General features: G+C 61.8%; 13 protein-coding genes. 5 read left to right on the top strand and 8 right to left on the bottom strand.

All coding sequences use genetic code 11. From position 1 onward, the window contains the following. Positions 1 to 125: 125 nt before the first annotated feature. Complete coding sequence (locus HU811_RS10355) at positions 126 to 737, bottom strand: C40 family peptidase (RefSeq protein ID WP_092395466.1); 612 nt, start codon at positions 735 to 737, stop codon at positions 126 to 128. Between the two features lie 249 nt (positions 738 to 986). Between HU811_RS10355 and HU811_RS10350 the strand changes: the two genes are divergently transcribed. Beyond that, the gene (locus HU811_RS10350) at positions 987 to 1,415 is read left to right on the top strand and encodes an NINE protein (RefSeq protein ID WP_047226005.1); all 429 of its coding nucleotides are present in this window, start codon (positions 987 to 989) and stop codon (positions 1,413 to 1,415) included. 130 nt (positions 1,416 to 1,545) lie between these two features. Here the strand turns inward: HU811_RS10350 and HU811_RS10345 are convergent, their stop codons facing one another. The 7 genes from HU811_RS10345 to gshB all read right to left on the bottom strand — a co-directional run bounded on the left by HU811_RS10345 (position 1,546) and on the right by gshB (position 7,565). Continuing rightward, complete coding sequence (locus tag HU811_RS10345) at positions 1,546 to 2,817, bottom strand: dihydroorotase (RefSeq protein WP_092395468.1); 1,272 nt, start codon at positions 2,815 to 2,817, stop codon at positions 1,546 to 1,548. Beyond that, complete coding sequence (locus HU811_RS10340) at positions 2,814 to 3,818, bottom strand: aspartate carbamoyltransferase catalytic subunit (protein WP_047226003.1); 1,005 nt, start codon at positions 3,816 to 3,818, stop codon at positions 2,814 to 2,816. Before HU811_RS10340 ends, HU811_RS10345 begins: the two co-directional genes overlap by 4 nt. A gap of 24 nt (positions 3,819 to 3,842) precedes the next feature. Next, a complete protein-coding gene (gene pyrR / locus HU811_RS10335) occupies positions 3,843 to 4,349 on the bottom strand; it encodes a bifunctional pyr operon transcriptional regulator/uracil phosphoribosyltransferase PyrR (RefSeq protein ID WP_047226002.1) in 507 nt (168 codons plus the stop codon). An 85-nt stretch (positions 4,350 to 4,434) separates the two neighbouring features. Next, positions 4,435 to 4,872 carry a Holliday junction resolvase RuvX gene (ruvX, locus tag HU811_RS10330; protein WP_092395470.1) on the bottom strand — a complete coding sequence of 146 codons (438 nt, stop codon included), beginning with the start codon at positions 4,870 to 4,872 and terminating at the stop codon, positions 4,435 to 4,437. After that, positions 4,872 to 5,441 (bottom strand): YqgE/AlgH family protein, encoded by a 570-nt coding sequence (locus tag HU811_RS10325; RefSeq protein WP_047226000.1) that lies wholly within the window; start codon positions 5,439 to 5,441, stop codon positions 4,872 to 4,874. The genes ruvX and HU811_RS10325 overlap by 1 nt, the downstream gene beginning before the upstream one ends. 196 nt (positions 5,442 to 5,637) lie before the next feature. After that, positions 5,638 to 6,534 (bottom strand): energy transducer TonB, encoded by an 897-nt coding sequence (locus HU811_RS10320; protein WP_047225999.1) that lies wholly within the window; start codon positions 6,532 to 6,534, stop codon positions 5,638 to 5,640. A 77-nt stretch (positions 6,535 to 6,611) separates the two neighbouring features. Next, positions 6,612 to 7,565, bottom strand: coding sequence for a glutathione synthase (gshB, locus tag HU811_RS10315; RefSeq protein WP_092395472.1), 954 nt, complete (start codon positions 7,563 to 7,565; stop codon positions 6,612 to 6,614). Between the two features lie 223 nt (positions 7,566 to 7,788). Here gshB and HU811_RS10310 point away from each other — a divergent pair, with 223 nt between their 5' ends. The 4 genes from HU811_RS10310 (at position 7,789) to HU811_RS10295 (ending at position 11,414) form a co-directional block, all read left to right on the top strand. Then, positions 7,789 to 8,217, top strand: coding sequence for a response regulator (locus HU811_RS10310; RefSeq protein ID WP_047225997.1), 429 nt, complete (start codon positions 7,789 to 7,791; stop codon positions 8,215 to 8,217). Positions 8,218 to 8,265: 48 nt separating this feature from the next. Continuing rightward, the gene (gene pilH / locus HU811_RS10305) at positions 8,266 to 8,631 is read left to right on the top strand and encodes a twitching motility response regulator PilH (protein ID WP_047226188.1); all 366 of its coding nucleotides are present in this window, start codon (positions 8,266 to 8,268) and stop codon (positions 8,629 to 8,631) included. Between the two features lie 10 nt (positions 8,632 to 8,641). Continuing rightward, positions 8,642 to 9,181, top strand: a complete 540-nt coding sequence (locus tag HU811_RS10300; RefSeq protein ID WP_186655661.1) for a chemotaxis protein CheW — start codon at positions 8,642 to 8,644, stop codon at positions 9,179 to 9,181. Between the two features lie 172 nt (positions 9,182 to 9,353). Then, positions 9,354 to 11,414, top strand: coding sequence for a methyl-accepting chemotaxis protein (locus HU811_RS10295; RefSeq protein ID WP_186655658.1), 2,061 nt, complete (start codon positions 9,354 to 9,356; stop codon positions 11,412 to 11,414). The last annotated feature ends 132 nt before the right edge of the window (positions 11,415 to 11,546 follow it).

The following is an 11,546-nucleotide window of genomic DNA, read 5'->3' as shown; positions in this document are numbered from 1 at the left end:
TCTTCGCGAGCAAGCCCGCTCCCACATTGGGTCCGAGGTGTTCACAAGTTATGTGATCACTGGAGATCCAATGTGGGAGCGGGCTTGCTCGCGAAGGGGTAATCAGCCGCGACACAAATACTGGATCAGCGCTGAACCACCTGCATCCCTTTCGGCTCTTTGGGCTGAACCCGTTTGGCAACCACGTAATGTTTGTTCCAGTACGGCTTGTTCAACGTGTCGATAGAGACCGACTTTCCACGACGTGGAGCGTGGATGAAGCGGTCGTTGCCCAGGTAGATGGCCACGTGGTTGACCCGGCGGCTCTTGAGCTTGAAGAAAATCAGGTCGCCGGGCTTGAGGTCCTTGCGATCGACTTTCTGCCCATGACCGCTGGCCATTGCATTGGAGGTGCGCGGCAGGTCGAAGGAAGCATCGTTAAAGGCGTACTTCACCAGGCCGCTGCAATCGAAACCTTTGCTTGGGCTGCTGCCGCCCCAACGGTAAGGTGTGCCCAAGACATTCACGGCACGACTCAACACATTGCTGGTCGCCTTAGTCGCCATGGGCGGAACCAGCTTGCTGTTGGCAGTGCGCACGCGCTGGGCGTATTGCTTGTTCTTGCTCGAAGGAGCAGAAACATGGGATTTAGGGGTGTAGCCGTTGACGTTGGGAAGACGTTGCTCACGATTGGTGGCGTGGGCGGCCAAGGGCAATAATAGGCAAATGGTTAGCCATGTCTTGAAAAATGGACGCATTAGGCAGGGCTCTTGAAGGTAAGCGCGCAACTTTATAACAGCTTTTTTTACGGTTCCGAGGCCGTTTGTCGAATCGCAACCCTAGGTGAAACCCGCATAATTGCGACATATTGACCCAATTGTCTGACAGAACCCAGACAGCACGGGGGTTTACCGGGTTCCTGAGGCTGGAGACCGCTTGTCGGCAATCCATAAAAAAGTCACAAATAATCCGAACAAATTTATCTATCGAGGCAAAAGAGGCGATTCATGAACAGCTATCAGCAGGACGCTTTACGCGATACCCACAGCAAAGTGATCGGCTATCTCTTGTGGATTTTCGGCTTTACCGGCGCCCACCGCTTCTATTACGGCAAGCCGGTCACCGGCACGATCTGGTTTTTCACCTTTGGCTTGTTGGGCATCGGCTGGCTGATCGACCTGTTCCTGATTCCGGCCATGGATCGGGAGGCCGATCTGCGCTTCACCCCGGGTCCCCTCGAGTACAGCGTGGCGTGGATTCTGCTGACGTTTCTCGGTGTGCTGGGTGTGCACCGCATGTACCAGGGCAAATGGCTCACCGGCATCCTTTACCTGCTGACCGGCGGGGTATTTTTCCTCGGGGTGCTGTATGACTTCTGGACGCTAAACGATCAGGTCTCGATTCGCAATGCGCAGAAGCGCGGGGCTTTTCACTAAGTCAGTTAGACCGACTCGCCTGCATTCGCGAGCAGGCTCGCTCCCACATTGGATCGAGGTGTTCACAGGTTATGTGTTCACCGAAGATCCCTGTGGGAGCGAGCCTGCTCGCGATAAGGGCGACGCGGTGTCAGGCCTGGTGAGTCATCCGCCCATCCATCAGCGTATAACGCACCACCCCCGGCAAACTGTGGCCAAGGAACGGGCAGTTGTCGCCCTTGGAGCGCCAGGCTTCACCCGCCACGGTGGACGCGGCTGGGTCGAACAGCACCAGGTCCGCCGCCGCGCCCACCGCCAGTTTACCCACCGGTAGTTGCAGCGCGTCGGCCGGGCCGTTGCTCAGGCGTGCCAGCAAGGTCGGCAGGTCCAGCAATCCGTCTTCCACCAGCGTCATGGCCAGCGGCAGCAACAGCTCGACGCTGCTGATGCCCGGTTCCGTGGCGCCGAAGGGTGCCAGCTTGGCATCGCGCTCGTGGGGCTGGTGATGGCTGGAGATGGCCGAGATCACCCCGGATTTCACGGCTTCGCGCAAGCCATCGCGGTCGGCGCGGGTGCGCAGCGGCGGCTGGACGTGATAGACGCTGTTGAAGTCGATCAGCGCTTCGTCGGTCAGGATCAGTTGGTACAGCGCCACATCGGCGGTGACGGGCAGGCCGCGAGCTTGGGCCTGGGCGATCAGTGCGGCACCGCGGGCACTGGTCAACTGGCTGAAGTGGGCGCGCACGCCGCTTTGTTCCACCAGCAGCAGGTCCCGGGCCAGGGCCACGGTTTCGGCGGTTTCCGGAATACCCGGCAGGCCGAGGAAGCTGGCGGTCGGGCCTTCGTGGGCCAGCCCGCCTTCAGCCAGATCGTGATCCTGGGAATTGAAGATCACCGTCAGGCCGAAGGTCGCGGCGTATTCCAGGGCGCGGCACAGGGTACGGGTATTGCGAAAACTGTTCAGGCCATTGCCGAACGCCACGCAACCGGCGTCGCGCAGCGCAATGAGCTCTGCCAGTTGTTCGCCATCGAGGCCTTTGCTCAAGGCGCCGATCGGGAACACCTTGGTGTTGCCGGCTTCGCGGGCGCGATCGAGGATCAACTCGGCCACGGCCGAGGTGTCCAGTACCGGCTTGGTCTGCGGCGGGCAGCACAAGCTGGTCACGCCACCGGCGGCGGCGGCCCGGGTTTCGCTGACGATACTGCCTTTGCGGCTGTAACCGGGTTCGCGCAGGGCGACATTCAGGTCCACCAGCCCCGGAGCGGCCACCAGGCCTTGGGCGTTGAGGGTGTCGACGGCGGTAAAACCGGCCGGAGCGGCGCCAAGGGCGACAATTTTGCAGGCGTCGATATGGATGTCAGTCACTTGATCCAGGCCGCTGGCCGGATCGATCACGCGTGCGCCGAGAATGCTGAGCTTCACTGGGCGTTCTCCTGGTCGAATTGGCGCTGGGCCGTTTGCCCGCTCATGGCCATGGACAGCACGGCCATGCGGATGGCGATGCCGTAGGTCACTTGGTTGAGGATCACCGAATGCGGCCCGTCAGCCACTGCCGACTCGATCTCCACCCCGCGGTTGATCGGCCCCGGGTGCATGACGATGGCGTCCGGCTTGGCCCCGGCCAGGCGCGCGGTGGTCAGGCCGAACAGGCGGTAGAACTCGCCTTCGCTGGGCAGCAGGCCGCCGGTCATGCGTTCGCGCTGCAGGCGCAGCATGATCACCACGTCCACATCCTTGAGACCTTCGGTCATGTCGGTGTAGACCTTCACCCCGTATTGCTCGACGCCAATGGGTAGCAGGGTTTTCGGCGCGATCACGCGGATGTCCGGGCAGCCGAGGGTCTTGAGGGCCAGCATGTTCGAGCGGGCCACCCGCGAGTGCAGGATGTCGCCGACGATGGCCACCGAGAGATTCTCGAAGCTGCCCTTGTGCCGACGGATGGTCAGCATGTCCAGCATGCCCTGGGTCGGGTGGGCGTGACGGCCGTCGCCGCCGTTGATAATTGCCACTTGCGGGCACACATGCTCGGCAATGAAATGCGCGGCGCCGGAATCACCGTGACGCACGACGAACATGTCGGCCGCCATGGCCTCGAGGTTGCGCAAGGTGTCGAGCAGGGTTTCGCCCTTGCTCGCCGAGGAAGTGGAGACGTTCAGGGTGATCACGTCCGCCGACAGGCGCTGGGCTGCGAGTTCGAAGGTGGTGCGGGTGCGCGTGGAGTTTTCGAAGAACACGTTGCAGACGGTCTTGCCGCGCAGCAACGGGACTTTCTTCACCGCCCGGGCCCCGACTTCGAGGAACGAATCGGCGGTGTCGAGGATTTCCGTCAGCAGCTCGCGGCGCAGGCCGTCGAGGGACAGGAAGTGCCGCAGCTGGCCCTGATCGTTGAGCTGTAGCGCTCGCTTGGTTTCGAGAGGCGTCATCGCAATGGACTCTTACAAGGGCAGTTAAAGGGCAAGGTCTTGCAGTTCGAGTTGCAGCGGCGCGGGGCCGGACAGCTTGACTCGCTCGTGGGCGGCCAGCGTCAGCGTCGCGCCGACCACGTTCGGGCGGATCGGCAGCTCGGCGGCGTCCAGGTCCAGCAGGCACACCAGGGTCACGCTGGCGGGGCGGCCATAATCGAACAGTTCGTTCATGGCGGCGCGGATGGTCCGGCCGCTCATCAGTACATCGTCGATCAATACCAGATGCTGGCCTTCGATTTCGAACGGCAGGGCCGAGGGGCGTACTTGCGGGTGCAGGCCGTTCTGGCTGAAGTCGTCGCGGTAGAACGACACATCGAGGGTGCCCAGCGGCGCATCGCTGCCCAGTTCTTCGAGCAAGGCCTGGGCGACCCAGACGCCACCGGTGCGAATGCCGATGTAGCGCGGTTCGCTGATGCCGCGTTGTTCCAGGTGCGCCGTGAGACGAATCGCCATCTGGCTGATCAGTTCGGCGGGATTGGGCAGGCTCATGCTGGCTCCTTCAGGTTCCCGGGCCGGTGGTCAGATGCCCGGTTTATCGCTAAAAGAAAGCGCCCTGTCGGCGCTTTCAAAAAAATCAGGTTTCGAACAGGGCGGCGTTGGCGTCGAGCCAGCCTTGCAGCAGCAGGGCGGCCGCGATGGCGTCCACCGGGTTGTCGCGGTAACTGCCTTTCTGCCCGCCACGTACCAGGCGTTCGCCCTTGGCCTCGAACGTGGTCAGACGCTCGTCGTGGGTGTAGAAGGGCAGGTTGTAGCGGCCATTGAGCCTGCGGGCGAATTTCTCCGCACGCACGCACATGTCGCTTGGGGTGCCGTCCATGTTCAGCGGCAGGCCGACCACCACGGCGTCGGGTTTCCACTCCTTGATCAGCGCTTCGACCTGGTTCCAGTCGGGAACGCCGTTCTGCGCCTTCAGGGTGCACAGTTCGCGGGCCTGGCCGGTAATCACCTGGCCGACCGCCACGCCGATCTGTTTGGTGCCGTAATCGAAGCCCAGCAGCAAGCGCAGGGCCATCAGGCGTGTCCTGCCTGGCTGGTGAGCAGGCTGAGGTTGACCCCCAGCCGGCTGGCCGCCGCTTCCAGGCGCAGTTCGCTGCTGGTATTGAACAGAATGTCGGCGTCGAACGGGCAGGTCAGCCAGGCGTTATCGGCCAGTTCGGCTTCCAGTTGACCGGCTTCCCAACCGGCATAGCCGAGGGCGATCAGGCTTTTTTCCGGGCCTACGCCGTCGGCGATGGCGAACAGTACGTCCTGGGAGGTGGACAGCGATACGCCATCCAGGTCCACGGTGGCCTGGTAGGACGGCCCCGTCGGGTGGAGCACGAAGCCTCGGTCGGTCTGCACCGGGCCGCCGATGAAAATCGGGACGTGCTGGCACAAGAGTGGCGGTTCTACATCCGGGCGCAACTGCTCAAGAATGTCCGCCAGGTTCAGTTCCTGCGGCCGATTGATCACCAGCCCCATGGCCCCATTGGCCGTGTGCTCGACGATGTAGGTCAAGGTGTGGGCAAAGTTCGGATCGGCCATGTGCGGCATGGCAATCAGGAAGTGATGCTTGAGGTAGGTGGGGCTGACGTTTTTCATAGGCGCTAGTGTGGCGGCGCAGGGGCGAACTGACAAGCTGGGGATGTGCAGCAAATGCCTCGAACTGGCTGGCGACACCGATCAAATGTGGGAGCGGGCTTGCTCGCGAAGGGGACAGTACATCCGACAGATCTCTTGTGGCAGGACTGCCGTCTTCGCGAGCAAGCCCGCTCCCACCAGGGATTCGGGTGGGGAATCAGTTGCTGGAGAGACGATCGCCCCGGGCGAACTTCCAGGTGCGGATGATTTCCAGGCGGTCGATGTCCGAAAGGTCCCCGGTAAACGGTGCGAACGGCGCGGCCAGGCGCACGATCCGCTGGGCGGCCTGATCCAGCAATGGCTGGCCGGAGGACTCCAGCACCAGTACCTCATACAACGAGCCGTCGCGGTTGATCGAGACCAGCAGCCGCAGGTTGCCATAGATCTGCTTGCGCCGGGCTTCGTCGGGGTAGTTGAGATTGCCGATGCGCTCGACCTTCTTGCGCCACTCGTCTTTGTACCAGGCGCCCTTGTCGCGCATGGTCGAGGCGGCGCTCAGGCGGTGGATGCGCGGGCGTTTGGCATATAGCTGCTGTTCCTGGGCCAGCTCGGCTTCCAGGCTGGCGATGTCGCTGGACAGCTGGGCGCTGTCGAAGGTGGGCACCGGGGCCTTGGGTTTGGGGTCGGGCCTGACCTCTTCTTTAACCGGGGCTTTTTTCGGCTTCGGCGCCACGGTGGTTACGGCTGCCTTGGGCGCCGTCTCCCGGACCTCGGGCTTGGCCGCTGGCGGCGGTGTGACCTTCTGCACTTTATTGTCCTGGAACGGCGCGATCTGGGTGGTCTTGGGCGTCGCCTTTTTTTCCAGGGTGCCACTGCCTTGCTGGTTTTCTTGGGCGAGGAAGTCCGCTTTCTGTGGCTTGGCTTCGCTTTTGAAGGTGGCCAGGGTGATTTCCAGGGTCTGGCTGATCTGTTTGGGTTCTACCGTGGCAAACCCGACGCCCAGCAGCAGTGCCAAGTGGATCAATGCCGCCAGGAACAGGGTAAAACCGAGACGATCAGCCGGGCGCACGCCGCGATGGGCGAGCTCTTGGGGCAGATCGGACGGGAGGGTCATGGCAAGGAAACCAACATCGCGTTTTTTTCAGGCCGGGCATGATAACGCAATGTGGGTTTCCTTCAGCAGGATCTGGATCAACGAGCCTTGAGCTTCTGATCGATGGCATCCATCAGCATCGCGCCGATATCGGTGCCGAAGGCGTTGTCGATCTCGCGGATGCAGGTCGGGCTGGTGACGTTGATTTCCGTCAGGTGCTCGCCGATCACGTCCAGGCCGACGAACAACAGGCCCTTCTCGCGCAGGGTCGGGCCGACTTGGGCGGCGATCCAGCGGTCCTTCTCAGTCAACGGACGCGCCTCGCCACGCCCGCCGGCCGCCAGGTTGCCGCGGGTTTCGCCGGCCGCGGGAATGCGCGCCAGGCAATAGTCCACCGGTTCGCCGTCGATCATCAGGATGCGCTTGTCGCCATCGACGATGGCCGGCAGGTAACCCTGGATCATGATCTGCTGCTGACCGTGCAAGGTCAGGGTTTCCAGGATCACCGACAGGTTGGGGTGCCCGGCGGTGTGACGGAAAATCGAGGAGCCGCCCATGCCGTCCAGGGGCTTGAGGATCACGTCGCCGTGGTGGTCGGCGAATTCACGCAGCACGTCCGGGCGACGGCTGACGATAGTGGGCGGTGTGCACTGCGGGAACAGCGTGGCGAACAGCTTTTCGTTGCAGTCGCGCAGGCTCTGGGGTTTGTTGACCACCAGCACACCGGCGCTTTCGGCCTGCTCCAGCAGGTAGGTGGAATACACGAACTCCATGTCGAAGGGCGGATCCTTGCGCATGAGAATCACGTCCAGGTCGCTGAGCAGCGCATCGCGTTCGTCGCCCAGCTCAAACCATTTTTCGGGATTGGCGAAGACGTTCAGCGGCTTCATCCGCGCCCGTGCCTGCCCTTCGGCCTGGTAGAGGTCGCGCTGCTCCATGTAGAACAGCTCCCAGCCGCGCTTCTGAGCGGCCAGCAGCATGGCCAGCGAGCTATCCTTTTTATAGGAAATGCTGGCGATAGGGTCCATGACAATGCCGACGCGTACGCTCATGGCTTGGTTCCTCGAAAATTGATGGGCACAAATGGTGTGAAAAAGTGGCGTCAGAGTGGCGCCCGGAAGATTGGCGGTCAAGGAAAAACCACTGTACCGAGCGGCCGATAGATCGGCGATGGAGACTGTGCTAAAAAGGCTGGCATGTGACGTGCGGGCCTTGAACATCAAGGGTTTGCGCTGTCGTTCACACTTACGCGTTAAAAACCGGTTTGCAGTGGCAATGGCAGAGCATCTTACGCAGCAGCAACCCAGCGCCTTGAAGGTCATGGTCATCGACGACTCGAAGACCATCCGCCGCACCGCCGAGACCTTGTTGCGCAACGTGGGTTGCGAGGTCATCACGGCTGTCGACGGCTTCGATGCCCTGGCCAAGATCGCCGACCATCATCCGGGCATTATCTTTGTCGACATCATGATGCCGCGCCTGGACGGTTACCAGACTTGTGCCCTGATCAAGAACAACAGCGTTTTCAAGGCTACGCCGGTGATCATGTTGTCGTCTCGGGACGGTTTGTTCGACAAGGCCAAGGGGCGCATCGTCGGCTCCGATCAGTTTTTGACCAAGCCTTTCAGCAAGGAAGAACTGCTGGGCGCGATACGGGCTCATGTTCCGGGCTTTGCCGCTGTCCAGCCGCACCAGGCACATTAATGACACTCGGCCATCGGGCCTGGGGTCAACGAAAAAATGGGGAACACCATGGCACGAATTCTGATCGTCGATGATTCGCCGACCGAAATGTACAAACTGACTGGCATGCTGGAAAAGCACGGCCACCAGGTCCTGAAGGCCGAAAACGGCGCCGACGGCGTGGCCCTGGCTCGCCAGGAAAAACCCGATGCGGTCCTGATGGATATCGTCATGCCCGGCCTCAACGGTTTCCAGGCCACGCGCCAGCTGACCAAGGATCCGGACACCGGGCACATCCCGGTGATCATCATCACCACCAAGGACCAGGACACCGACAAGGTCTGGGGCACTCGCCAAGGCGCGAAGGACTACCTGACCAAACCGGTGGACGAAGAAACCCTGATCAAGACCCTGAACAACGTGCTGGCGGGTTGATGACGCGGCCATGAGCCAATCCCTGACCGCTTTCGAACTGCTCCTGCAGATCGACCGGCGTTGCCGGCTGCTGGGGGCGGACCTGCCGTCACAGCCGACCCACGGTGACAGCTGGAGCGGCATCGGTTTTCGCCTCGGCGAACACTGGTACGTGGCGCCCATGGGCGAAGTCAGCGAAGTGCTGCACGAGCCGCGCTACACACATTTGCCCGGGGTCAAGCCGTGGGTTCGTGGTGTGGCTAATCTGCGCGGGCGCTTATTGCCGTTGATGGATTTGTGCGGTTTCTTCGGCCATGAGCTGTCGAGCGTGCGCAAGCAGCGGCGGGTGCTGGTGGTGGATCACGACGAGGTCTTTACCGGGTTGTTGGTGGATGAAGTCCTCGGATTGCAGCATTTTGCCCAGGGCAGCCTGGAGCCGACGCTGATGGACGACCTTGACGGCCCGGAGTCGGCCTTCGTCAAGGGCCGGTTTCGCGGCGAACGGCAGTGGCAGGTGTTCAGCCCGTTTGCGCTGACGCGCTCACCGGGTTTTATGGATGTGGCGATTTAGGTGACTGCACAACTCAGGGTAGGAGCTGCCGAAGGCTGCGATCTTTTGATCTTTCCAACAGACAGCTTGCTTTGACATAAGACCCTGGGATCAAAAGATCGCAGCCTGCGGCAGCTCCTACAGGGAATCCGGTCGGGCTTGGAATTGTGGATAGCAGTACAGGCGAAAATCGATGATCAAAGCAAAAACAGGCAAGCCTCTGGAAGCGTCGCGCAGTCGTTCGCAGATCATCGTGCTGTTCGTCGCGCTGATTGTCTTCATCATGCTGCTGTTCGCCAACTTCGCTTACCTCAACACTCAGTCCAACTACGACAAGCAGTACATCGGCCACGCCGGTGAGTTGCGGGTGCTGTCCCAGCGCATTGCCAAGAACGCCACCGAGGCGGCGGCCGGCAAGGCCGCGGCGTTCAAGTTGCTGAGCGAGGCGCGCAATGATTTCGCCCAGCGTTGGGGCTACCTGAAGCAAGGCAACCCGGTGACCGGCCTGCCACCGGCACCTGCTGCACTGCGCCCGCAGATGCGTGCCGTACAGCTGGACTGGGAACGCCTGCTCAAGAACACCGATGCCATCCTGTCCAGCGAACAGACTGTGCTGTCGCTGCATCAGGTGGCGGCGACCCTCGCCGAAACCGTACCGCAATTGCAGGTCGAGTACGAAAAAGTCGTCGAAATTCTCCTGCAGCGCGGCGCGCCCGCCGCACAGGTCGCCATGGCCCAGCGCCAGTCGTTGCTGGCCGAACGGATTCTCGGGGCGGTGAACACCGTGCTGGCGGGGGATGAAAACGCCAGTCAGGCCGCCGATACCTTTGGCCGCGATGCCGCACGTTTTGGTCAGGTGCTCAATGGCATGTCGCAAGGTGACTCGGCCTTGAAGATCTCCCAAGTACAGGATCGCGATGCCCGGGCCCGCTTGAGTGAGATCAGCGAACTCTTCGAATTCGTCTCCGGCTCGGTGGACGAAATCCTCGAAACCTCTCCTGAGCTGTTCAAGGTCCGCGAGTCGGCAGGCAACATCTTCAACCTTTCGCAAACCTTGCTGGACGAAGCTTCGCACCTGGCCACCGCGTTCGAAAACCTGGCCGGCGGGCGTTCTGCAAACGCCATCGGTGGTTATGTGCTGGGCCTGTTGGCGCTGATGTCGATCATCCTGATCGGGCTGGTGATGGTCCGCGAAACCAACCGTCAGTTGCGTGAAACCGCAGAAAAGAATGAGCGTAACCAGAACGCGATCATGCGTCTGCTGGACGAGATCGAAGACCTGGCCGATGGCGACCTGACCGTGACCGCCTCGGTGACCGAAGAATTCACCGGCACCATCGCCGATTCCATCAACTATTCGGTGGACCAATTGCGTGACCTTGTGGCCACCATCAACCTCACCGCTGGCCAGGTCGCCGCTGCGGTGCAGGAAACCCAGGCTACGGCCATGCACCTGGCGCAGGCTTCCGAGCATCAGGCCCAGCAGATATCCGAAGCTTCGACTTCAATCAATGAAATGGCCCAGTCCATCGATCAGGTCTCGGCCAATGCGGCCGAGTCGTCGGCGGTGGCCGAGCGCTCCGTGGAGATCGCCAACAAAGGCAACGAGGTGGTGCACAACACCATTCATGGCATGGACAACATTCGCGAGCAGATCCAGGACACGGCCAAGCGCATCAAGCGCCTGGGTGAATCGTCTCAGGAAATCGGCGACATTGTCAGCCTGATCGATGACATTGCCGACCAGACCAATATTCTGGCCCTCAACGCCGCCATCCAGGCGTCCATGGCCGGTGACGCCGGGCGCGGGTTCGCGGTGGTGGCCGATGAAGTGCAGCGGTTGGCGGAGCGCTCTTCGGCGGCGACCCGACAGATCGAGACCTTGGTGCGGGCGATCCAGGCTGACACCAACGAAGCGGTGATTTCCATGGAGCAGACCACCACCGAAGTGGTACGCGGCGCCCGACTGGCCCAGGATGCCGGGGTGGCCCTGGAGGAGATCGAAGGCGTGTCCAAGACCCTGGCGGCGCTGATCCAGAGCATCTCCAATGCGGCGCAGCAACAGACCACCTCGGCGGGGCAGATTTCCTTGACCATGAACGTGATCCAGCAAATCACCACGCAAACCTCTTCCGGCTCCACCGCCACCGCCGAGAGCATCGGCAACCTGGCGAAAATGGCCAGTCAGCTGCGTCGTTCGGTGTCGGGGTTTACTTTGCCGGCAGCGCCTGTGGCGGATGAGGACAAGGAATGACTGGCCGGATCTGCGTATTGGAGTCATGTGGCGAGGAGCTTTTGTGGCGAGGGAGCTTGCTCCCGCTGGGCTGCGCAGCGGCCCCCACGGATTTTGTGAGCGCTGCGCGCTCAAGCGGGAGCAAGCTCCCTC

Source organism: Pseudomonas tehranensis (assembly GCF_014268615.1).
In the GTDB taxonomy this organism is placed as follows: domain Bacteria; phylum Pseudomonadota; class Gammaproteobacteria; order Pseudomonadales; family Pseudomonadaceae; genus Aquipseudomonas; species Aquipseudomonas tehranensis.
This window is presented reverse-complemented; position numbering and strand designations above follow the sequence as displayed.

Coding starts and splice junctions, on each gene's coding strand:
- HU811_RS10295 (WP_186655658.1), top strand. CDS start 9,354: ATGATCAAAGCAAAAACAGGCAAGCCTCTGGAAGCGTCGCGCAGTCGT.
- HU811_RS10300 (WP_186655661.1), top strand. CDS start 8,642: ATGAGCCAATCCCTGACCGCTTTCGAACTGCTCCTGCAGATCGACCGG.
- HU811_RS10320 (WP_047225999.1), bottom strand. CDS start 6,534: ATGACCCTCCCGTCCGATCTGCCCCAAGAGCTCGCCCATCGCGGCGTG.
- ruvX (WP_092395470.1), bottom strand. CDS start 4,872: ATGGCCCTGCGCTTGCTGCTGGGCTTCGATTACGGCACCAAACAGATC.
- HU811_RS10350 (WP_047226005.1), top strand. CDS start 987: ATGAACAGCTATCAGCAGGACGCTTTACGCGATACCCACAGCAAAGTG.
- gshB (WP_092395472.1), bottom strand. CDS start 7,565: ATGAGCGTACGCGTCGGCATTGTCATGGACCCTATCGCCAGCATTTCC.
- HU811_RS10325 (WP_047226000.1), bottom strand. CDS start 5,441: ATGAAAAACGTCAGCCCCACCTACCTCAAGCATCACTTCCTGATTGCC.
- HU811_RS10310 (WP_047225997.1), top strand. CDS start 7,789: ATGGCAGAGCATCTTACGCAGCAGCAACCCAGCGCCTTGAAGGTCATG.
- HU811_RS10340 (WP_047226003.1), bottom strand. CDS start 3,818: ATGACGCCTCTCGAAACCAAGCGAGCGCTACAGCTCAACGATCAGGGC.
- pyrR (WP_047226002.1), bottom strand. CDS start 4,349: ATGAGCCTGCCCAATCCCGCCGAACTGATCAGCCAGATGGCGATTCGT.
- pilH (WP_047226188.1), top strand. CDS start 8,266: ATGGCACGAATTCTGATCGTCGATGATTCGCCGACCGAAATGTACAAA.
- HU811_RS10355 (WP_092395466.1), bottom strand. CDS start 737: ATGCGTCCATTTTTCAAGACATGGCTAACCATTTGCCTATTATTGCCC.